The sequence below is a fragment of the Mesorhizobium sp. B2-6-1 genome, assembly GCF_006440475.1.
In the GTDB taxonomy this organism is placed as follows: Bacteria; Pseudomonadota; Alphaproteobacteria; order Rhizobiales; family Rhizobiaceae; genus Mesorhizobium.
Map to the genome: position 1 here is coordinate 239827 of NZ_VFUH01000005.1, position 20444 is coordinate 260270.

The following is a 20444-nucleotide window of genomic DNA, read 5'->3' on the forward strand; positions in this document are numbered from 1 at the left end:
CCTCGGGAGCAGGCCTACATGCCTTTCCGGGGTTCGCCGAACCATCGTGATGCGGCTTGAGCGGCTTCCTCCGGGTTGGGGTCATCCTCGCCAGCCCAGGCCACGAAGCCGTCGGGGCGCACGAGCACGGCGCTCAAGCCAAGCTGATCCCTGGCCTTTCCGGCGACGTAGGTGATCCGGTCGCCCCAGCGGCCTGCAAGCGCTTCAAGCGATGGGCGAGCGTCAAAGTCAAGGAACAGGCCCTTGCCCGGGCTGAGGAGCCCGCCGATTTTGACAGCGGCTCGGCTCCGAATGCGCGGTCTTCCTCGGATGGCGGTTCAATATCTCGGATAAGGCTCGACGCGATGGCATCAGCGGTCGCCAACTCTCGCAGGAACACCGCCAGCGCTTCCTCTTCCAGCAGACGTTTTTTCGGGGGAGCCATGTCGCACTCCATAGTCAACCAGTGGGATGAAAGTGGGGATCGGTAACGCAACCTGCGATTAGCGAAGCCATATCAACACCTTACGGCAATAATCTGGCGGAGGGAGTGGGATTCGAACCCACGGTGAACTTGCGCCCACGCCGGTTTTCAAGACCGGTGCCTTAAACCGCTCGGCCATCCCTCCAGCGACATCTCTTCGCCAACGTCACCCGATCCGATATTCGAGCCTGGCGGCGAATGAAGAGAGCCATCTCGCTGATGCTCTAGTGTGCCCGGCAAAGATCTGTCAACCGGCATGCGCGGACCGCATGTTTCCCGGCAGCCGACGCCGGGCAGGGTGGCGTCACAATCTTGCCCGGTTCCGGCCACAATCGATTAATAGCGTGATAAACAATTCCTGCGCACAAAGGACAGGGGTTCGAGGCGTCGTTGGTCTTAGTCAGGTAAGCTTTGGCTCCTGCGACGTTCAAGCCGCGGCGTTTTTGGTCGAGACTGTAGGGGACATCAGGAAATGCAAACTACGGCGCGCCCGCGTCTACGCCGTGCTTGCGCTTTCGCGCTATTCACCATGTCGGCAGCCTTGCTTGCCGCCTGCGCGTCGCAGCCTGAACCAAAAGGGATGGTCCACAAGAAGACCCGTTCCAAGGAATATTTCGCCGAAACCGAATATGGCGTGAAGGCCAGCCCTCGCGTCGCCTTCATGCGGCGTGGCGGCGGCCGCGACCAGCTCGGAAAACCCTACCAGGTTCGCGGCAAGTGGTACTATCCGAAGGAAGACAAGCACTATGCCAAGGTCGGCCTGGCGTCGTGGTACGGCGATGCCTTTCATGGACGGCTGACCGCCAACGGCGAAGTCTACGACATGAGCCATCTGACGGCGGCGCACCCGACCATGCCTCTGCCGAGCTACGCCCGCGTCACCAATCTCAAGACCGGCAGTTCGGTCATCGTGCGCGTCAACGATCGCGGTCCCTACCACCAGGGCCGCATCATCGATGTCTCGGAACGCGCCGCCCAGATGCTCGACTATGCCAATGTCGGCACGGCCGAGGTGAAGGTGGAATATGTTGGCCGCGCGCCGCTCGACGGCAATGACGACCAGTATCTGATGGCCTCCTACCATCCAGGCAACAGGATACCGGATCCGTCGGACGGCCTGCCGACCGGCGTCATGGTGGCCATGAACGGACCGTCGCCCAGCCTGCCGGTGGGCGCTGCCGCCGTGCCGTTTCCGGGTCAGCTGACGAATTCCGATATGATTCCGCAAGGGCAGGTGCCGGCACAATCGCCGGCCTTGGGTGACCTGGCGCTGCCCGACTTCGGTCCGATCGTGCCAGAGCGTCCGGATATCGGCCTGCCGCCGCAATCGCCGTTTTCGGTGGCCTCGCTCTCCTATGCCGACGAGCGCGTGCGGAGCGCCGATGTCTTTGCCGCACTTGACGACGACGGCATGTCGCCCGCCGACATCCTGCGCTCATGGAAGAGCGCCAATCCCCAGGCGCCGTCGCCGGCCTATGTCGCGGCCGGCACCTTCGATGACGCCACCGAGGCAAAACGCGTGGCCGCCGCGCTCGAGCCCTTCGGCAGGATCGAGATCCAGCGTTCCGAATTCGATGGCAAGGACTGGTATGCGGTGAACCTCTATCCGGACGGCCATGGCGGCGTCGACGATCTGCTGCAGGCGGCCTGGTCGCATGGTGCGCCGGACGCTCTGGCCGTGCGCAACTGATCTATTTTTCCCGCACGGTTGATCCTGCGGAAAAAACCCTGATAGCTTGGCTGCGCCAGAACCGGCAAACGGGTCGAGATTTCATGCAGTTGCGCGTCTTTCCGCCTTTGGCCGGATTTCTGGGATTGGCCCTGCTGCTGTTTTGCATCGCGCCCGCCAGCGCGCAGCTTTTCGAGACCAAGGCAGCCCAGGCCTTCATGATAGACGCCGACACAGGGACGGTGTTGTTTTCCAAGGACGCCGACAAGCCGATACAGCCGGCCTCGATGGCCAAGCTGATGACGATGGAAGTGGTGTTCAACGCCATCAAGTCCGGGCGCCTGACCCTCGACGACACGTTCGTGGTGAGTGAAAACGCCTGGCGCAAGGGCGGCGCCCCTTCGGGAACGTCGACGATGTTTGCCAAGCTCAAATCGGCGGTCCGGGTCGAGGACCTGATCCAGGGCGTGACGGTGCAGGCGGCCAATGACGGCTGTATCGTGCTGGCCGAAGGCTTGGCCGGGTCCGAGGACAATTTCGCCGCGCAGATGACCGAACGCGCCCGCCAGATCGGCCTGACCAAATCGACTTTCGTCAATTCGACCGGGCTGCCGGCGGAGGGCCAGCAGACGAGCGTGCGCGAGCTGGCAATGCTGGCTTTGCATCTGTGGCGCGAGTATCCGGACCTTTATCGCTACTACGGCCTGAAGGATTTTACCTGGAACAAGATTTCGCAGAGGAATCGCAACCCGCTGCTGGCGATGGACATCGGCGCCGACGGCCTGGCGGTCGGCAGCAGTGAGGTGTCCGGCTTTGGCATAGTCGGCTCGGTCGGCCACAATGGCGCGCGGGTGATCGCGGCGATGAGCGGGCTCGCCAGCGACAAGGAACGCGCCGAGGAGGCGCGCAAGCTGCTCGAATGGGGTGCCCGTTCCTTCGAGAAGACGCAAATCTTCGCCAAGGACGAGGTGGTGGGCCAAGCTCAGGTTTTCGGCGGCATTAAAGCCGGCGTGACGCTGAAGGCGAAAGGGCCGATCGCCATCTTCCTGCCGGTAGCCAACCGCGACAAACTGACGGCGAGCATCGTCTATGACGGACCGGTTGCCGCACCTGTGGAGGAGGGGCAGCCGGTAGGCGTGCTGCGGGTCTGGATCGGCGATACGCTGAGCCAGGAGACGCCGCTGTTCGCCGCCGAATCGATCGGCATCGGCACGCTGCCGCAACGCGCCCTCGACGCCGTCAAGGAACTGGCCGTCGGCTGGCTCCGCTAAAGCGCGTCGCGCTGAACCGGATTCACGCGATGCGCTTTAGCGTCTTTGTTTATGCATGTCGTTCTCTCAAAGCCGAGCTCACTTTTGAGCGACTGCGATAACGCCGGCGGCATGGACGTTTCCCCGAACGCGGACTATCTAGAGCGCTAGAATCCATTCAAATAAGGGACAAAGGCCTTTCGATTGGCACGCGGATTTTTCATCACCTTCGAAGGCGGCGAAGGAGCAGGCAAGTCGACGCAGATCGAGCGGCTGGCGGGAAAGATGCGCGCCAAGAAGTACGACGTCCTCGTCACCCGGGAACCGGGCGGCTCGCCGGGCGCGGAAGCGGTCCGGCATGTGCTGCTCTCGGGCGCCGCCGAGCCGTTCGGGCCGAAGATGGAAGCGCTGCTTTTCGCGGCGGCGCGCTCCGACCATGTCGAGCAGGTCATCCGCCCGGCGGTCGAGCGCGGCTCCATTGTCCTATGCGACCGCTTCCTGGATTCCTCGCGCGTCTACCAGGGCGTCACCGGCGGCCTCGACCCGGTGTTCATGGAGACGCTGGAGCAGGTCGCCATCAATGGCATGATGCCCGACATGACGCTGATCTTCGACATCGATCCCACGGAAGGCCTGAGACGCGCAACAGTGCGTCGCGGCGCCGGCGCCGGCCCCGATCGCTTCGAAAAGGAAACGCTTGCCATCCACCAGGCGCGCCGCGAGGCGTTCCTGGCGATCGCCGCGGCCGAGCCGGAGCGCTGCGTTGTGATCGACGCATCCGCCGCTCCCGATGCGGTAGAAAATGTCGTCACCGCCACGGTGTTCGCGGCGCTGGAGGCGAGGGCGCCCATGCGCAACAGACAGACCGCTCCCGCATGATCTTCGAACGCATCGCGCCGGAACAGCATGACACGCTGGACGGCGTCCCTGAACCGTCCGAAACGCCACGCCTGGTCGGGCACGGGCAGGCCGCCGCCATGCTCGCCGCCGCCTATCGCGCTGGAAAGCTGCCGCACGCGCTGATCTTCACCGGACCGCTCGGCATCGGCAAGGCGACGCTCGCGTTCCATCTGGCGCATCATCTCCTGAAGCATCCGGCCTTCGAGCAGGCGCCGGAGACGCTCGCCGTTCCCGATCCGGCGTCCTCGCTGTTTCGCCAGATCGCCACCGGCGCGCATCCCGGCGTGCTGCACCTGACGCGGCCGCTGAACGACAAGACGAAGAGCTTCAAGACGGTCGTCACCGTCGACGAGATCCGCAAGGTCAATCGCTTCCTGTCGATGACTTCGCATGACGGCAGCTACCGGGTGGTGATCGTGGACCCGGCCGACGACATGAACACCAATGCAGCCAATGCCTTGCTGAAGAATCTTGAGGAGCCGCCGGCGCGAACGCTGTTCATCCTCATCGTCCATGCACCGGGCAGCCTGTTGCCGACGATCCGCTCGCGCTGCCAATTGGTTCGGCTGTCGCCGCTCGATGCCGACGAGCTGATGGCGGTGCTGGAAACTGCCGAGCCGCCTCCGCCGGACGATCCGGCCGCGCGGACAGCCCTTGCCGCGCGGGCAGGGGGCAGCGCCCGCAATGCGATCCTCCTGACGCAGTATGGCGGGTTGGAGATCGCCGAAACGCTGGACGCCCTGGTGAGCGCCGGCAAGAGCGACATCGCCGGCGCCTATCGCCTTGCCGAAGTCGTGGCCGGGCGCGACCAGGCGATCCAGTTCGATATCTTCAACCGCCGCGCGCTCGATCTGTTGTCCGATGCGGCGAGCCGGGCGGCGCTGGCCGGCGATCTCGCACGAGCCAAAACGCTGTCGGACACTTGGCATGAGGCGCTGGACGCTATATCTGAGACTGATACCTACAATCTCGACAAGAAGCAGCACGCCTTGACCATGATCGACCGCCTGAAGTCTGCAATGCGAATGTGATGGTTCCCTCGGGATGGCAATCGCCACCCCGATGCGATATCCACCGCCACGCCTTCCATTCAGACATTCATGACGGTTCATTCATGTCACGCGATACATTCTACATCACGACCGCGATCTCTTACCCCAATGGCAAGCCGCATATCGGCCATGCCTACGAATTGATCGCCACCGATGCGCTGGCCCGCTTTCAACGGCTCGACGGCAAGCAGGTCTTCTTTCTCACCGGCACCGACGAACACGGCATCAAGATGCTGCAGACAGCGAAGAAGGAAGACATTTCGGCGCGCGAACTGGCCGACCGCAATTCGGCCGAGTTCAAACGCATGGCGACCGCTCTCAACGCCTCCAACGACGATTTCATCCGCACCACCGAAGAGCGGCACTACGCGGCCTCTCAGGCGATCTGGAAGGCGATGGCCGCCAATGGCGACATCTACAAGGGCGGCTATGCCGGCTGGTACTCGGTGCGCGACGAAGCCTATTACGGCGAGGAGGAAACCGAGGTTCGTCCCGACAATATCCGCTATGGCCCGCAAGGAACGCCGGTCGAATGGGTCGAGGAGGAAAGCTATTTCTTCCGGCTCTCGGCCTATCAGGACAAACTGCTGGCGCTCTATGAGGGCCAGCCGGATTTCATCGGCCCGGCCGAGCGGCGCAACGAAGTGATGAGCTTCGTCAGATCGGGACTGAAAGACCTGTCGATCTCGCGCACGACGTTCGACTGGGGCGTGCCGGTGCCCGGCGACGAGAAGCACGTGATGTATGTCTGGGTCGACGCGCTGACAAACTACATTACCGGCGTCGGCTATCCCGATGAAAAAGCAGATAATTGGAAATTCTGGCCGGCCGATGCGCACATCATCGGCAAGGACATCGTGCGTTTCCACGCCGTCTACTGGCCGGCCTTCCTGATGTCGGCAGGCATTCCGCTGCCGAAGCGCGTCTTTGGCCACGGCTTCCTGTTCAACCGCGGCGAGAAGATGTCGAAATCGGTCGGCAACGTCATCGACCCCTTCACCATGGTAGAGCACTACGGGCTCGACCAGGTGCGCTATTTCTTCCTGCGCGAGGTGCCGTTCGGCCAGGACGGCAGCTACAGCCACGAAGCGATCGTCAACCGCACCAATGCCGACCTCGCCAACGGCATCGGCAATCTGGCGCAGCGCTCGCTGTCGATGATCGCCAAGAACTGCGGCGGCGTGGTGCCGACGCGCGGCGAGCTGACGGATGCCGACAAGGCAATCCTCGATCAGGCGGCGGCCGCTCTTGCCGCCGCGCGCAAGGCAATGGCCGAGCAGGGCATCCATCTGGCGCTGGCGTCGATCTTCGGCGTGGTGGCCGAAGCCGACCGGTATTTCGCCGGACAGGAACCCTGGGCACTGAAGAAGACCAACCCCGAGCGCATGCAAACGGTGCTGTGGACAACGGCCGAGGTGGTCCGGCGCGTGGCGATTCTGTGCCAACCCTTTATTCCAGGATCGGCCGCGAAGCTGCTTGACCTGCTGGCGGTGCCGGCAGACGAGCGCAATTTCGTGCATCTCCACGCCGACCATGCGCTTGTGCCGGGCAGAGCGTTGCCTGTGCCAGAAGGCGTGTTTCCGCGTTATGTCGATCAGCCGGAAGCGAACGGCTGATGCTCGTCGACAGCCACTGCCATCTGGATTTTCCGGACTTCGCCGAGGAACGGGCGGCCGTCGTCGCCCGTGCCCTGGCCGCCGGGATCGGCCGCATGGTAACCATTTCGACGCGCGTGAAGCGATTTCAGCAAATACTTGAAATCGCAGATGCTTTCGACGAAGTGTACTGCTCCGTCGGAACCCATCCGCACAATGCCGCCGAAGAGCTTGACGTGACGACGGCGGATCTCGTGCGCCTGTCCGCTCATCCAAAGGCGGTGGCGATCGGCGAGGCCGGGCTCGACTATTTCTATGACAAGGCGCCCCGCGATGCGCAGGCGCAGGGTTTGCGCAACCACATCGCCGCTGCTCGCGAGACGGGCCTGCCGCTGGTCATCCATTCGCGCGACGCCGACGACGACATGGCTCATATTCTTGAGGAAGAAACGGGGAAGGGCGCCTTCCCATTCGTCCTGCACTGTTTTTCGTCGGGACGCAGGCTGGCCGAGGTCGGCGTCTCGCTGGGCGGCTATGTTTCGTTTTCCGGCATCCTGACCTTCAAGAATTCGCCCGAAATACGCGCCATAGCCGCCGACCTGCCGCACGACCGGCTGCTGGTGGAGACCGATGCGCCATATCTCGCGCCGATCCCATTTCGCGGCAAGCGCAACGAACCCGCCTATGTCGCGCACACGGCCAGGGTTCTGGCCGAGACGATCGGCGTCAGCGAAGGTGAAATCGCAGCTTTGACGACCGATAATTTCTTCCGGCTGTTCGGCAAGATGCCGCGACCCGCCGAGCAAAGCGCCTGAACGATGACAGACCGGCTGCGCCTCACCATTCTCGGCTGTGGCTCGTCACCCGGAACGCCGCGCATCACCGGCGACTGGGGCAATTGCGATCCGCACAACCCGAAAAATCGGCGCATGCGCACGGCAGCCCTTGTCGAGCGGATTGCCGAGAGCGGCGCCCGCACCACCGTCGTCATCGACACAGGACCGGATTTCCGCCAGCAGATGCTGATGGCGTCGGTCAAACGCATCGATGCCGTCGTCTACACCCATCCACATGCCGACCACATCCACGGCATCGACGACCTGCGCGGCTTCGTGCTCGACCAGCGGCAGCGGATCGATATCCATGCCGACCAGCCAACGATGCTGCGGCTGCGCCAGGCCTTCGGCTACTGTTTCGAGACGCCGCCAGGCAGTTCCTATCCACCGATTGTCGACGCCCATATCATCGATCACACAAAGCCGGTCGTGATCGAAGGCGAGGGCGGTGCCCTCACCCTCGAGCCGCTGCCGCAGGTTCATGGCGACATCATATCGCTCGGTTTCCGCATCGGCGGACTAGCCTATTGCCCCGACATCAGCGATTTTCCGGCTGCCACCGCCGAGCGGCTGCGTAATCTTGATGTCCTGATCGTGGACGCGCTTCAGTACAGGACGCACCCGAGCCATCTGTCGCTCGGCCAGGCGCTTGAATGGATCGAACGGCTGGCCCCGAAACAGGCTGTGCTGACCCATATGCATGGGCCGCTGGACTACGCTACCGTGATGGCTGAGACTCCGGCAAATGTCGAGCCGGCATTTGATGGCATGGCGCTTGAAATTCCTTATAGATCAGACAGATAGAATGTTCTCTTCATAGCTGGCATTGGTCGCCTGGCCATGAGCCGCGACTACAGGTGCGACGTCGAGATCTTGCACTTGGCATCGCCACACGGCCGCCGCCAGTTCGCTGCCGCTTCAAGATTGCAAAATGTTCAAAGAGGATTGCATTGTCAGGCCGGTGGATGCTCGTCGATCTGCATTGCAGGCCTGACAGGCAGTCGCAGTCTATGTGACAACTTCCTAAAATATACATTGAGAACAAGAGGCGCTAATCTTTGCCCGTTAGTTGGAAAGGAGAGGCCAGATGATTCGCAAACTCGTACTTACAGTGACGCTTCTTGCTCCTATCGCTACCACAGCGCAGGAATTGCCAACCGCCCCTTACTTGCCGCTTGAACGGGCAACCAAGGCAGCACAAGCCGCGCTGGAGGCCTGCGCTGCCGAAGGCAGCAATGTCAGCGTCGCCATCGTGGCGCGGAGCGGCGCGACGCAAGTGCTGCTCAAGGCCGATAATTCCGGCGCACACACCGCATCCAGCGCCGAAGGCAAGGCCTTCACCGCGGCAGCCTTGGGTCGCGACACTGCGGGGCTCGCCGAATTCATAGCCTCCAAGCCGGCAAATGACGGCATGCGTGACATGGATCGTCGCATGGTGATCCAGGCTGGCGGCTTGCCGGTCAAGTTCGATGCCTTGGTGGCCGGCATTGGCGTCGGCGGTGCTCCTTCGGGCGATATCGACGCCAAATGCGCCGCCGCCGGGCTCAAGGCGATCGGCGCCGCCGAGTAGACCTGCCTAGACCTGCCTAAGATGCCAACGCAGCCCGTCCAAGGCGGGCTGCTCTGTTGAACGGGGTTCAGTCTGTGAACCCTGTCTCCACACCGGAACCGGCGGACGTAAGATCGCATTCGACCGGCAACCGACGGCCGATCCTGAGACCCGAGCTGGAAGCTTAGTTCCATAATCTATCTTATGCGACTTTCGGCAAGGTAGGAATGTCGCTCCTGCTTGTGCGCAGCCAATCTCCCCACCTCAACTCTCCTGACACGGTTTTTGGTGCCCGTTCTGCTAAACTGGTGAATTGGAATGAACGCTTTGCAGATCACGGGCCACATGGCAGCCGCTTCGTCGCCGCCCGCGAGGGCATCGAAGCTGCAACAATGGCTGTCGTCGGCTACCTGCGTAGCCGCTCTCTGTGTTCGTCAAGAATGCGCTCAATGGTCCGGACTCGGTCCTGCCGACGGTTGAGACCTCTGCGTGCTTTGCCGCGAGCGTGCCGCTCATAGATTTCCCGGCTCGCCTGGAGCTGCTCGATATACACCTTATCGGGCTTCCCATTCTCAAGGCGGTCGAACACCCAGCAGAACGGCGCCGGGAGCTGGCCTTCGCGATAGCGCGGGCTTGCCGAGGCCTGATCTTCGTCGAGGATTTCCTGCAGCACGACCTGATCCCAGACTTCCGGGTTTTCATCGCTGCGCTTCTTCCACAAGGCGAGGATCTCGCGAGCAGCCGGCGTATCGTTGATGAGGATGGTTCCAGCCATCAGCCGGCCACTTTCGCGATAGACCGCGATGTCGCAATCAAAACCGGCGAGCTCCGGCCAGGGATCATGATGGAAGACCGTGTCGACGTCCACATACAGCAGCGGTCCCTGAAGCCTCCTACGCATATTGACAAGGAATGTCGGCTTCAGGCTCGCGTTGCGCACCCAGGATCCAGCGTCGGCGAATGGCCGGGCTTGGACAGAAAGGCCAAGACGCCACGCTGACGCGGTCATGCGAGCGGCTTCTGTCTCATAGAAGGAGTTGATCGTAAAGAACGCCACGATTTCACCGGCCTTGTCCGGGTTGCCGGACGGCTGTGGGTTTATCGGGAAGGGAGCGAGCATTTCCCGGTGCCTGTGTTTGGTGGCCCGGAACAAATCAAGAATGTGGGTGAGCAACGCGAAGCCTTATTAGGATATGAATATTTAGACGCCAAGCATATAGCAATAAGTCCGAATAGCCTCGCAATGCGATAAAGTCATCGGTAGCGGCGCAGAAAACATTGGGCCACAACCATTTTGTTGACGAGGGGCGCCAGCTGGGCCGAGGCCGCGGTCTGGAACTCCTGTCCTTGCGCTCAACCAGATCATTTCGCCGGCCATGATGCAGCCGTAAGGATACACCTGGTCGATGACCTCGGCGAGTTCGTGCTTTGGATCTGGCGACGCGCTGCTGGTTTGCCCCCGGCTTCTCGAGGCAACCTCCCTACCCCAGAACTTTCAATGAGCTCCGCTCGCTCTGGTTGCAGCATTCGGCCTACCGTTGCCAAAAAGGCTTTGCCAGCTCCGCCTCGACCTGTTGTCTCGTCAATCCGATGTCGTCGATCAGATGAGGATTGTCCTTCGACATTCGCTCAAGCTCCCAGCGAAAGCGTATCCGCTCGCGCCAGGTCCGATCGTGCCAGGCCGCGACAATGCTTCGCAGGGTCGCCAAGTGCCGACGCGACGCTTCCGCCAGCACTACAGGCATTCTCGGCCGCACCGTCTGACACCGCGTCGATGCAAGGGTATCGTTCATGGCAACCTCCTATGGTTTGAGGGTGGGTCCTCGACTTGGGACCTCGACCTGAAAGAGGTTGAATTGTGCCGGATGCAAACAGCGCCGTAATTAAGCCCTCCCAAATAGTTCTCAAAAGTTCCAAACGGGCTATAGATGCGCCTTATGCAGGGATCGCGCTTTGCCTTCGGTCCGTTCGTGCTTGATCCGGATGCGGGAACGCTGCTTCGGAACGATGATCCTGTTGCCGTCGGCTACCGCGGGCTGAAGCTGTTGGCGGCGCTCGTCGGGCGGCCTGGCGAAATCCTCGACAAGGCCAAGCTGATGGATGCGGCGTGGCCGGGTACGGCCGTCGAGGAAGGCAATCTCACCGTCCAGATCGCGCAGCTGCGCAAGCTGCTTGGTCCGTCCGCCGACGGCGGTGAATGGATCACCACTGTTCCGCGCGTCGGCTACCGCTTCACGGGGATGGTCGAACCCCTCGATGGCGCGAACCGAAAAGCTTTGCCGCTGCCCGACAAGCCGTCGATAGCCGTGCTGCCCTTCGTCAATCTCAGCAACGACCCCGAACAGGAGCCCTTCGCCGACGGATTGACCGAAGACCTGATCACCCACCTGTCCAGAGCCTCGGGCTTGTTCGTCATCGCGCGCAACTCGACCTTCGCCTACAAGGGAAAGGCAGCAGACGTGCGCGAAATCGCCCGGGAGCTTGGCGTGCGCTACCTTCTGGAGGGCAGCGCAAGACGTGCCGCGGGGCGCGTGCGCATCAACGCCCAGTTGGTCGACGCGGCGAGCGGCGACCACCTTTGGGCGGAACGCTTCGACCGCGGGCTGGACGATATCTTTGCCGTTCAGGACGAGGTGACGGCCAAGATCGTGGAAGCGCTGCTCGGCCGGCTGCGCGCGCCGCCGCCGCGCAATCGGCCCAAGACTCTCGAGGCCTACGATCTGTGCGTGCGGGCGCGCAAGCTGATCGACGATTCGCCGCAGACGGCGCGGGAAGCGCATCTGATGCTGACGCGCGCGGTCGCGCTCGATCCGGACTATGCCGAGGCCTATCGCTGGCTTGCCATGAACCACTGGATGGGATGGGTGCATTGGGGCGAACCGGTGGAACCGAACCGCCGTATTGCCCTGGAGCTGGCGCGCAAGGCGGTGGCAATCGATCCCAACGACGCCGGCTGCCGCTGGGTGCTCGGCAACCTGCTTGCCTATGAGCGCGACTTCGCCGAAGCGGATGCCGAGTTCGCCAGGGCGTTCGAGCTCGACCCCAACGAGGCCGATGCCTGGGCGACACTGTCTGACATCTCCGTGCTGGCCGGGCGGGTCGAGGAAGGGCTCGAACAAATCCGCAAGGCGTTCCGGCTCAACCCGTTTCCGGCAAGCTGGTACTATCTGACGCTCGGCGCGGCGCAATATGCGGCGCGCGACTACGAGGCCGCCGTCAAGACGTTGCGCCGGGACGAGACTTACCGCACCAGCTCACGCCGCTTCCTGGCGGCCAGCCTCGCGCAGCTCGGCCGGCTCGACGAGGCGCGCGCGGAAGTCGAACTGTTCCTCGTCGGCAATCCGCATTTCACCACCAGCCACTGGGTCTGGACGGAGCCCTTCCGCGATCCGGCGATGCTCGACCATTTCGTCGATGGCTTCCGCAAGGCCGGCCTTCCGGAGTGAAGCGCCGCTGGTCCGCTGACCACGCCGCCTTCCCGCCGTTTGTCTACTCCTCGAAGCGGCCCGTGGCGTCACGATCGCGCTCATATCGTCTCGTGAGCGGAAACGGCGGCAACCAGGACTCGCGACGGACGATCCAGCTTTCGTAGGTCGGCGTCAGTTGGTCAGGGGCATCCAGGGATCCCAGGTTGACTTCGATTTCGTCGGCGGTGCGGCCGAAAAGGGTCGAGCCGCAGCGAGGGCAGAAAAACCGCCCGACGTAGTCGCGTGTTTCGCCATCGATCGTGACCGCATCCTGAGGGAAAATCGCGGAAGCGTGAAAAAGGGCTCCATGATGCTTGCGGCAGTCGAGACAGTGACAAAGGCCCACCCGGTATGGGCGTCCAGTCGCCACAATTCGGACGTTGCCGCACAGGCAACCGCCGGTGAATCGGTCCATGCTGCATTCCTCCAAATCAAGCGAGTTGGATGTTTACGAACAACTCCACCATCCATGAACGCGACGCCAGCCTTTCAGCTAATGCGTCTGCGGTTGAAGTTCGATCCGATAGCCGAGCACGCACCTTCCGGCCGGCTCGATCAGCATCACTCCTGGCTTGTCGGCGAATTCGCCATCGAAATCCACCGGGCTGGCGAGGCCGTGCCAGGGTTCGATGCAGAGGAATGGCGCGCCGCCCGGCTTTGACCAGACGCCCAATTCCCGGAATCCGTTCCAATGCATCTCGATCGCCGGACCACGATCGGCACCGTAACGCACAGCGGTGCTGGAAGGCTGGTCCAGGATCAAGGCATCCTCGTCAAACAGCCGATCCGACAAAGCGAGAATGTTGCCCTCGATGGGCGTCGGCTGCCTTGCCGCCAGCAGTAACCCATCCTTGAGACGGCGGATCGGCGCATGCTCGGGCTTTGCAAAGGTCAGGCGGTAGGCCTCCTTGGGCAGGTCCGGCAGCAGCGGCCAGTTGAATGCCGGGTGCGCCCCGATCGACGCCGGTAGCGGCTCGTCGCCGGTGTTGGTGATCTCGAACGTGACGCCAAGCTGCCGGCCGTCGAGAGTGTAGGTTACCGCCAGACGGAAGGCGAAGGGGTAGTGCGTTCGGGTCTCCGCGTCGTCGGTGAGCACCAGCATGCAGGACCGAGAACCCCTCTCCGCCCAGGCAAACGACTTATCGCGGGCGAAGCCGTGCTGCGTCATCGGATAGGTCTGGCCGCGATGGCGCAGTTGGTCGCCCTTCAGCCGGCCGACGATCGGAAACAACACCGGGGAATGACGGCGCCAGGCCGGTCCGGCCTGCCACACAAGCTCCAGCCCATCCGCATCCCGCAGCGAGACCAGTTCGGCCCCCTGCCCGACTATAACGGCCGAGATGTCGTCGCCATGAAGTGTCTGGCTGTCCTGTGCCATATGTTCTCGCGGTTTGTCTTTGCTTGGCCGGCAGGCTAGCAAATGGCCAGGCGTGAACTCAAGGCGGCGGTTTGCATTGCGTTTCACACAGTCACGATGAACGTGCGATGGCACAAGCGGGCAAGGCGCCGTCTCAAATGAAGAGTGGCCGGAGATTTCCCTCCGGCCACGGCAAGATGCAAGGTGTTGCCTGCTACAGTTCGGACTATTCCCGCTCGCCGGTGAAGTTCAGCAACAGCTGGAAGATGTTGACGAAGTTGAGGTAGAGCGAGAAGGCGCCGAAAACGGCCAGCTTCTGCCGCGACTCCGCGTCGAAGTTCTCCGCATACTGTTCCTTGATCGACTGCGTGTCCCAGGCAGTCAGGCCGATGAACACGGCGATGCCGATCACCGAGATGGCGAACTGCAAAGCGGTCGAGCCGAGAAAGATGTTGACGATGCTGGCAATCACCACGCCGATCAGGCCCATGATCAGAAAGGACGAGAACTGGGTCAGGTCACGCCGGGTCGTGTAGCCGTAGAGGCTGGTGGCGCCGAACATGGTGGCGGCGATGAAGAAGGTGCGTGCGATGCTGGTTCCGGTGAAAACCAGGAAGACCGAGGCCAGCGACAGACCCATGACCGCACAGAAGGCCCAGAACATCGCCTGCGCGCTTGCCGCCGACATCGTCTGCATCTTGAACGAGAACAGCAGGACGAAGGCGAGCGGCGCCAGCATCACCACCCATTTCAGCGGGCTGGAAAAGATTGGCACGTAGAGCGCGGGCGTCGACGACACCATGAACGCGATGAGGCCGGTGACCACGAGGCCGAGGCCCATATAGTTGTAGACGCGCAGCATGTGCTGGCGCAGGCCCTCGTCGTAGAGGGCGCCGCTTTGGGCGCCGGTGCCGACGCGGTATCCCAGGTTGGGCGTGTTCATTTGCATTCTCCTTTGTGAACGGATCAGTAAAGCGTTCTCGCAAGCGTCTCGGCGGCGCGGTCGAGGTCGCGGACCTGGCTTTGCGCGACCACCGCATAAGCGACCTCGCCGATCTGGAAATAGGCCGAGGAAATGTCGCCCGAGGGCGCGACGGTCGGCTTGACCACGTCGAAGGTTCCCGGCCGTATCGCGAACAGCGACACCAGGCCCATCTCCTTGGTCTCGACCGCCATCTCGACGCTGGGGCCGAAGCGCGATGGATAGACCTGCACGTCGCGGACCTTCCAGTCCTTGGGCAAGGACGGCATGACGATGGCCGTCGCCGCGCGGATTTCGCCGGCATTGTAGTTTGGCGCCTCGGCCTGCGAAGACATGCTTTCACGCACAAGGGTCGTCCTGTGCGCGCGCACCGCCTCGTCGACATAGGCGGGCGGCTGCGGCGAGGCGACGACCCTGGTCACAGACATCGGCCCGACGATGCCGTTAGCCAGCCAGCCGGCAGCGACGAAAGCGGCCACCGCCGCGGCACGTTGCAAGACGCCGAAGATGCGGCCCCGGGCAAGTCCCCTCTCCAGGCGCCGCGCGGCATCGGTCGTCACCGGCCTCGCCATGCCTGATCCGGCCAGCGCCACGCGCAGTTCGTCCCGCATCCTGAGATCCGACATCACACGCGCGGCCTCTTCCGGCCGGGCGGAGAGGAAGGCCTCGACTTCGATACGGCGCGAGACGTCGAGCTGATCGTCGACATAGGCGTCGAGATCAGCGTCCGTCACGGGGTCGATAGTTCCTGTCATGACGGGCCTCCAACAATCCTGAGGTGATTTTTCGCCTTCGTCGGAGCCCCCTCCTCCATCTTCCGAAGCGCGGCGCGCGCCCTACCGATGCGCGACATCAGTGTTCCGAGTGGCACGCCGCTGGCATCGGCCGCCTGGCTGTAGGAAAGGCCCTCAATGGCGACGAGATGCAGGGCCGAGCGCTGTTCTTCGGGCAGGCTGAAAAAAGCATCGCGCACCTGGCCCAGGCGCACCGAATGCTCCTGCGGCGCCGGCGCGCTGCCATCCGCAAGGTATCCAGCCTGTTCGATGCGCGCTGCTTCAGAGCGTCGCGAGCGCATGCGGTCGACGAACGTGTTGTGGACGATGGACAGCAGCCAGGCGCGCAAATTTCCGCCCGAGCGGAAGGTGCCGCGCCGCTCATAGGCGCGCACAAGAGCGTCATGCACGAGATCCTCGGCATCGGCACCGTCGCGCGTCAGCGAGCGCGCGTAACGCCTGAGCGAACCGAGTTGTCCGACGATATCGAAGCGTGGCATCGACCGTTTCATGCCCTGTTTACGGAACATGTGGGGGTTTTAATCCCGGCCCTGCAGATTTTTTCGCGAAACGCCGCAGATATGCAGCCGCGGAGGTAGCTCGCAGCGATGCCAGGCCATGCGATTCAGGCTGGCGCGAGTTAAAACCGCTGGTGCAAGGGGTTCGATTTGCGTATCACTCCGCCGCGCCAACGGAACCATGCAGATGTTTGAAAACCTTCAGCCGGCTGCCGCCGACAAGATCCTTGCCCTAATCGGCCTCTATCGTGCCGATCCTCGACCCGACAAGGTCGACCTCGGTGTCGGCGTCTACAAGGATCGCGACGGCAAGACGCCGGTCATGCGGGCCGTGCGCGAGGCGGAGAAGCGGCTGCTGCAGGGTCAGGACACCAAGACTTATCTCGGCCTCGCCGGCGACACCGGGTTCAATACCGTGATGGCCAGGCTCGCCTTCGGTGCGGACGCAGACATGACGCGGATCCGTGCCGCGCAGGCGCCGGGCGGCTCCGGCGCGTTGCGGCTGGTGGCCGAGCTTTTGAAGCGAACCCGCGCCGATGCGACGGTCTGGTTGTCCGATCCCACCTGGCCGAACCACATGCCAGTGATGCGCGCCGCCGGGCTGCAAATCCGTGAATATCCCTATTTCGACGCGACATCGGGCGCCGTTCGCTTCGACGACATGCTGGCAGCACTGCGCACGGCGAAGGGCGGCGACGTGGTGCTGCTGCATGGCTGCTGCCACAACCCGACCGGCGCCAATCTGGACATCGCGCAGTGGGCCGCTGTCACCGATCTCGTCGTCGAGCGCGGCCTGCTGCCGTTTGTCGACATTGCCTATCAGGGCTTTGGCGATGGCCTCGAGGCCGATGCCGGCGGACTGCGGCTGCTGGCCGAAAAAGTTCCGGAAATGGTCGTCGCGTCCAGCTGCTCGAAGAACTTCGCCGTCTACCGCGACCGTGTCGGCGCGGCGATGATCCTGGCCAGGGACAGCGCGCAGGCCGACGTGGCGCTGGGCCAGATGCTGTCGGCGGCTCGTGCCATGTATTCGATGCCGCCGGACCACGGCGCAGCGGCAGTGCGCATCGTGCTCGAGGACGCGGTCTTGCGCGCGGACTGGGAAGCCGAGCTTGAGGAGATGCGCCTGCGCATGCTCAGGCTTCGGGTGCAATTCGCCGAGGCGCTGCGCCGGCAGTCCAATTCCGACCGCTTCGATTTCGTCGCCAGCCATCGCGGCATGTTTTCCCGGCTTGGGCTCACGGAAGCGCAGGTCGAACGGCTGCGCGCGGAATATGGCGTCTACATGGTCGGCGACAGCCGCATCAATGTCGCCGGCCTGCCGGAAGACGGCATGGACAAGCTCGCCAAGGCGATCGTTTCCGTGCTCGACTGACCGGACTTGTTCGGCGCAACTGTGGACAAGCCCGCTTCGCTCGCCGACAGCATTGGCCGCGCGGCGGACCGCGCGATAGCATCCGCCGCATGAAGCCATCGAAAGACATTTCGCGCCTGATCGAAATCATGGCGGCGCTGCGTGCGCCAAAGACAGGCTGTCCGTGGGATATCGAACAGGATTTCTCGACCATCGCGCCTTACACGATCGAGGAGGCCTATGAGGTGGCCGACGCCATCGCGCGCGGCGATCTCGACGATCTGCGCGACGAACTCGGCGATCTCCTTTTGCAGGTCGTGTACCACGCGCGGATGGCTGAGGAAGCCGGCGAGTTCGCTTTCGGCGACGTGGTCCAGGCCATCACCACGAAGATGATCCGCCGCCATCCACACGTCTTCGGCGACGAACAGGCCCGCAGTGCCGGCATGGCCAAGGGCATGTGGGAGAAGATCAAGGCACAAGAGAAGACCGAGAAGCGTAGCGCCCGTCTCGCGCGCGGACTCGACCCGGAAGACAACGGCAAGGGGTTTCTGGACAGCGTGCCGGTCGCCCTGCCCGCACTGACGCGGGCATTGAAGCTTCAGGAGAAGGCCGCCCGCGTCGGTTTCGACTGGAGCGAGGCAGCGCCGATCCTCGACAAGATCGAGGAAGAGATCGGCGAATTGCGCGAGGCGCTGGCCAAAGGCCAAACCGCGGAGATCAAGGATGAATTCGGCGATATGCTGTTTGCCGTCGTGAATCTCGGCCGTCACCTGAAGCTCGATTCGGAAGCAGCGCTCAGCGGCACCAACGAGAAATTCCGTTCGCGCTTCCACTATGTCGAGCAGGCCCTGGAGAAATCCGGCAGCTCGCTGGAAAAGGCTGATCTGGACGAAATGGAAGCGCTCTGGCAGGAAGCAAAAGGCACGAAGTAGAGCTCTTCGTCATCACGCAGCCTCGGGCGGAATAACGCCCAGCGTTTTTCCTGGAATCCCTTCAGCCGTTGTTCTTGCGACGCAATCTGCTTTCGATCTCTTCGCGGGCACTTTGCGTGGCCTTGAGGGAGATGGTGGCGCTGCCGTCGTCATTGTCGGTTCGCGAAACAACATCGCCATTGCGGTAAAGCCAGTCGACAAGGCCGAACTGCGCCGGCCCGATCGTCACCGTCAGATCCTCAAGCTCGCCGGACATGCGTGTCTCGATAATCGCGTTCAGCGCGTCAATGCCTTCGCCCGTGACGGCCGATATGGCGACGGGCGGCGCCTTGGCGTCCGTACTCTCGGCAAGCAGCCGTGCGCGATTGCCTTCATCGAGCAGGTCGACCTTGTTCCAGACTTCGATGACCCGCTTGGCGTCGCTAGCGTCGACGCCGAGATCGGCCAGGATGCGCTCGACGTCCTCAGCCTGGGCTGCGGTATCGGGGTCGGAAATGTCGCGCAAATGGATGACGAGATCCGCCTCGACCACCTCTTCAAGCGTGGCGCGGAAAGCCGCGATGAGATGCGTCGGCAGGTCCGAGATGAAGCCGACCGTATCCGAGAGGATGATCGGCGTGCCGTGCGGCAGCCGCACGCGGCGCAGCGTCGGATCGAGCGTGGCGAACAGCATGTCCTGCGCCAGCACCCCTGCCCCGGTCAGCTTGTTGAACAGCGTCGACTTGCCGGCATTGGTGTAGCCGACGATGGCCACCACCGGAAACGGCACCTTCTTGCGCTTGGCACGATGCAGGTCGCGGGTGCGGCGTACCGTCTCCAGCTCGTGCTTCAGCTTGACGATCTTGTCCTGCAGGACGCGCCGGTCCGATTCGATCTGGGTTTCACCGGGGCCGCCGAGGAAGCCGGCGCCGCCGCGCTGGCGCTCGAGGTGGGTCCAACTGCGCACCAGCCGGCCCTTCTGGTAGTTGAGATGGGCAAGCTCGACCTGCAGCGTGCCTTCCTTGGTGCGGGCGCGCTCGCCAAAGATCTCGAGGATCAGCCCGGTGCGGTCCAGCACCTTGGCGTTGAATTCCTTCTCGAGGTTGCGCTGCTGCACCGGCGTCAGCGGATGATCGACGATGACCACCTCCGCATGCCCTTCCTTGACGATCTCCGCCAACTCCTCGACCTTGCCGCTGCCGAGCAAGGTCGCCGGACGTGGATCGTTGACGGTAACCACGGCCGTGTGGATCAGATCGAGATCGATGGCGCGGGCAAGACCGACCGCCTCGTCGTGACGGGCCTCGGCTGAGCGCGTCAGCCGCGGACGGTTGGTGTCGTCCTCGCCGCGCGGCTGGCGGGTAAGCACCGGCACGATGACAACTGCCCGGGTCGGACCCTCGGCCTCCGTCCCCGGCTGATGTGCTGATTTTCCGCGAACGCTGCGGTCCGGGTCCTTCTCACGTGCCAATCAGGCGCCCTGGCTTTCCTCGCCATCGAACATCTGAACCGGCTGGCTCGGCATGATCGTGGAAATGGCGTGCTTGTAGACGAGCTGGGAGTGGCCGTCGCGGCGCAGCAGGACGCAGAAATTGTCGAATGAAGTGACGACGCCGGTCAGCTTCACGCCGTTGATGAGAAAGATGGTGAGCGGGTTCTTGCTCTTGCGAACAGAGTTCAGGAACAGGTCCTGAAGGTTTTGCGATCGTTCCGCCATTGTTCTTGTCTTTCGCCGATCCCCTTCGGTTTGCAGGCCAATGCGCCAAAT

Annotated in this window: 20 protein-coding genes, 1 tRNA gene and 1 pseudogene; 11 read left to right on the top strand and 11 right to left on the bottom strand. The window is 63.0% G+C overall.

Translation table 11 applies throughout. The annotated features are described in order from the left end of the window. Positions 1–14: 14 nt before the first annotated feature. Together FJ443_RS31670 and FJ443_RS13695 are read right to left on the bottom strand one after the other, a co-directional pair. Positions 15–272, bottom strand: a pseudogene (locus FJ443_RS31670) (FAD-dependent oxidoreductase); the annotation flags it as partial. 246 nt (positions 273–518) lie between these two features. Further along, positions 519–608: transfer RNA gene (locus FJ443_RS13695), tRNA-Ser, on the bottom strand. A gap of 327 nt (positions 609–935) precedes the next feature. On the opposite strand from FJ443_RS13695, the gene FJ443_RS13700 reads away from it, so the two are divergent. The 8 genes from FJ443_RS13700 to FJ443_RS13735 all read left to right on the top strand — a co-directional run bounded on the left by FJ443_RS13700 (position 936) and on the right by FJ443_RS13735 (position 9335). Continuing rightward, a complete protein-coding gene (locus tag FJ443_RS13700; protein WP_140557224.1) occupies positions 936–2153 on the top strand; it encodes a septal ring lytic transglycosylase RlpA family protein in 1218 nt (405 codons plus the stop codon). An 83-nt stretch (positions 2154–2236) separates the two neighbouring features. Beyond that, complete coding sequence (locus FJ443_RS13705) at positions 2237–3403, top strand: D-alanyl-D-alanine carboxypeptidase family protein (protein ID WP_140557226.1); 1167 nt, start codon at positions 2237–2239, stop codon at positions 3401–3403. A 183-nt stretch (positions 3404–3586) separates the two neighbouring features. Then, the gene (gene tmk, locus FJ443_RS13710) at positions 3587–4261 is read left to right on the top strand and encodes a dTMP kinase (protein WP_140561191.1); all 675 of its coding nucleotides are present in this window, start codon (positions 3587–3589) and stop codon (positions 4259–4261) included. Next, on the top strand, positions 4258–5313 hold the full coding sequence (locus tag FJ443_RS13715; RefSeq protein WP_140557229.1) for a DNA polymerase III subunit delta': 1056 nt from the start codon (positions 4258–4260) through the stop codon (positions 5311–5313). The genes tmk and FJ443_RS13715 overlap by 4 nt, the downstream gene beginning before the upstream one ends. 83 nt (positions 5314–5396) lie before the next feature. Further along, positions 5397–6950: a methionine--tRNA ligase gene (metG, locus tag FJ443_RS13720; protein WP_140664461.1), complete on the top strand. Its 1554-nt coding sequence runs from the start codon at positions 5397–5399 to the stop codon at positions 6948–6950. Then, positions 6950–7744: a TatD family hydrolase gene (locus FJ443_RS13725; RefSeq protein WP_140498582.1), complete on the top strand. Its 795-nt coding sequence runs from the start codon at positions 6950–6952 to the stop codon at positions 7742–7744. Before metG ends, FJ443_RS13725 begins: the two co-directional genes overlap by 1 nt. A gap of 3 nt (positions 7745–7747) precedes the next feature. Further along, entirely contained in the window at positions 7748–8569 is an 822-nt protein-coding gene (locus FJ443_RS13730) for an MBL fold metallo-hydrolase (RefSeq protein WP_140664463.1), read from the top strand. Between the two features lie 283 nt (positions 8570–8852). Further along, on the top strand, positions 8853–9335 hold the full coding sequence (locus FJ443_RS13735) for a heme-binding protein (RefSeq protein WP_140664466.1): 483 nt from the start codon (positions 8853–8855) through the stop codon (positions 9333–9335). A 385-nt stretch (positions 9336–9720) separates the two neighbouring features. Here FJ443_RS13735 and FJ443_RS13740 read toward each other — a convergent pair whose 3' ends face one another. Both FJ443_RS13740 and FJ443_RS13745 read right to left on the bottom strand, forming a co-directional pair. Continuing rightward, positions 9721–10488 carry a putative nucleotide-diphospho-sugar transferase gene (locus tag FJ443_RS13740; RefSeq protein ID WP_210239466.1) on the bottom strand — a complete coding sequence of 256 codons (768 nt, stop codon included), beginning with the start codon at positions 10486–10488 and terminating at the stop codon, positions 9721–9723. 358 nt (positions 10489–10846) lie between these two features. After that, positions 10847–11107 (bottom strand): DUF1127 domain-containing protein, encoded by a 261-nt coding sequence (locus FJ443_RS13745; RefSeq protein WP_181165346.1) that lies wholly within the window; start codon positions 11105–11107, stop codon positions 10847–10849. 135 nt (positions 11108–11242) lie between these two features. Here FJ443_RS13745 and FJ443_RS13750 point away from each other — a divergent pair, with 135 nt between their 5' ends. Further along, positions 11243–12760, top strand: a complete 1518-nt coding sequence (locus FJ443_RS13750; protein ID WP_181175103.1) for a winged helix-turn-helix domain-containing tetratricopeptide repeat protein — start codon at positions 11243–11245, stop codon at positions 12758–12760. A gap of 43 nt (positions 12761–12803) precedes the next feature. On the opposite strand, the gene FJ443_RS13755 is transcribed toward FJ443_RS13750, so the two are convergent. The 5 genes from FJ443_RS13755 to FJ443_RS13775 form a co-directional block, all read right to left on the bottom strand. After that, entirely contained in the window at positions 12804–13196 is a 393-nt protein-coding gene (locus tag FJ443_RS13755) for a GFA family protein (RefSeq protein WP_140664469.1), read from the bottom strand. A 78-nt stretch (positions 13197–13274) separates the two neighbouring features. Further along, positions 13275–14159: an aldose 1-epimerase family protein gene (locus FJ443_RS13760; protein ID WP_140664471.1), complete on the bottom strand. Its 885-nt coding sequence runs from the start codon at positions 14157–14159 to the stop codon at positions 13275–13277. A gap of 205 nt (positions 14160–14364) precedes the next feature. Then, the gene (locus tag FJ443_RS13765; RefSeq protein WP_140525179.1) at positions 14365–15081 is read right to left on the bottom strand and encodes a Bax inhibitor-1/YccA family protein; all 717 of its coding nucleotides are present in this window, start codon (positions 15079–15081) and stop codon (positions 14365–14367) included. A 23-nt stretch (positions 15082–15104) separates the two neighbouring features. Then, complete coding sequence (locus FJ443_RS13770; protein WP_140664474.1) at positions 15105–15875, bottom strand: anti-sigma factor; 771 nt, start codon at positions 15873–15875, stop codon at positions 15105–15107. Next, a complete protein-coding gene (locus FJ443_RS13775; RefSeq protein WP_246671044.1) occupies positions 15872–16393 on the bottom strand; it encodes a sigma-70 family RNA polymerase sigma factor in 522 nt (173 codons plus the stop codon). The genes FJ443_RS13770 and FJ443_RS13775 overlap by 4 nt, the downstream gene beginning before the upstream one ends. A gap of 205 nt (positions 16394–16598) precedes the next feature. Here FJ443_RS13775 and FJ443_RS13780 point away from each other — a divergent pair, with 205 nt between their 5' ends. Then, on the top strand, positions 16599–17783 hold the full coding sequence (locus tag FJ443_RS13780) for an amino acid aminotransferase (RefSeq protein WP_140498574.1): 1185 nt from the start codon (positions 16599–16601) through the stop codon (positions 17781–17783). Positions 17784–17872: 89 nt separating this feature from the next. Continuing rightward, a complete protein-coding gene (gene mazG / locus FJ443_RS13785) occupies positions 17873–18697 on the top strand; it encodes a nucleoside triphosphate pyrophosphohydrolase (RefSeq protein ID WP_140584645.1) in 825 nt (274 codons plus the stop codon). A 61-nt stretch (positions 18698–18758) separates the two neighbouring features. Here mazG and hflX read toward each other — a convergent pair whose 3' ends face one another. Together hflX and hfq are read right to left on the bottom strand one after the other, a co-directional pair. Further along, the gene (gene hflX, locus FJ443_RS13790; protein WP_140664477.1) at positions 18759–20147 is read right to left on the bottom strand and encodes a GTPase HflX; all 1389 of its coding nucleotides are present in this window, start codon (positions 20145–20147) and stop codon (positions 18759–18761) included. Further along, on the bottom strand, positions 20148–20393 hold the full coding sequence (gene hfq, locus FJ443_RS13795) for an RNA chaperone Hfq (RefSeq protein ID WP_006202172.1): 246 nt from the start codon (positions 20391–20393) through the stop codon (positions 20148–20150). Positions 20394–20444 lie beyond the last annotated feature (51 nt).

Bases quoted from the DNA above. Each gene is read 5' to 3' on its own strand.
- FJ443_RS13700 (WP_140557224.1), top strand. From the start codon at position 936: ATGCAAACTACGGCGCGCCCGCGTCTACGCCGTGCTTGCGCTTTCGCG.
- FJ443_RS13705 (WP_140557226.1), top strand. From the start codon at position 2,237: ATGCAGTTGCGCGTCTTTCCGCCTTTGGCCGGATTTCTGGGATTGGCC.
- FJ443_RS13715 (WP_140557229.1), top strand. From the start codon at position 4,258: ATGATCTTCGAACGCATCGCGCCGGAACAGCATGACACGCTGGACGGC.
- metG (WP_140664461.1), top strand. From the start codon at position 5,397: ATGTCACGCGATACATTCTACATCACGACCGCGATCTCTTACCCCAAT.
- FJ443_RS13725 (WP_140498582.1), top strand. From the start codon at position 6,950: ATGCTCGTCGACAGCCACTGCCATCTGGATTTTCCGGACTTCGCCGAG.
- FJ443_RS13730 (WP_140664463.1), top strand. From the start codon at position 7,748: ATGACAGACCGGCTGCGCCTCACCATTCTCGGCTGTGGCTCGTCACCC.
- FJ443_RS13735 (WP_140664466.1), top strand. From the start codon at position 8,853: ATGATTCGCAAACTCGTACTTACAGTGACGCTTCTTGCTCCTATCGCT.
- FJ443_RS13745 (WP_181165346.1), bottom strand. From the start codon at position 11,107: ATGAACGATACCCTTGCATCGACGCGGTGTCAGACGGTGCGGCCGAGA.
- FJ443_RS13750 (WP_181175103.1), top strand. From the start codon at position 11,243: ATGCGCCTTATGCAGGGATCGCGCTTTGCCTTCGGTCCGTTCGTGCTT.
- FJ443_RS13755 (WP_140664469.1), bottom strand. From the start codon at position 13,196: ATGGACCGATTCACCGGCGGTTGCCTGTGCGGCAACGTCCGAATTGTG.
- FJ443_RS13760 (WP_140664471.1), bottom strand. From the start codon at position 14,159: ATGGCACAGGACAGCCAGACACTTCATGGCGACGACATCTCGGCCGTT.
- FJ443_RS13765 (WP_140525179.1), bottom strand. From the start codon at position 15,081: ATGAACACGCCCAACCTGGGATACCGCGTCGGCACCGGCGCCCAAAGC.
- FJ443_RS13770 (WP_140664474.1), bottom strand. From the start codon at position 15,875: ATGACAGGAACTATCGACCCCGTGACGGACGCTGATCTCGACGCCTAT.
- FJ443_RS13775 (WP_246671044.1), bottom strand. From the start codon at position 16,393: ATGCCACGCTTCGATATCGTCGGACAACTCGGTTCGCTCAGGCGTTAC.
- FJ443_RS13780 (WP_140498574.1), top strand. From the start codon at position 16,599: ATGTTTGAAAACCTTCAGCCGGCTGCCGCCGACAAGATCCTTGCCCTA.
- mazG (WP_140584645.1), top strand. From the start codon at position 17,873: ATGAAGCCATCGAAAGACATTTCGCGCCTGATCGAAATCATGGCGGCG.
- hfq (WP_006202172.1), bottom strand. From the start codon at position 20,393: ATGGCGGAACGATCGCAAAACCTTCAGGACCTGTTCCTGAACTCTGTT.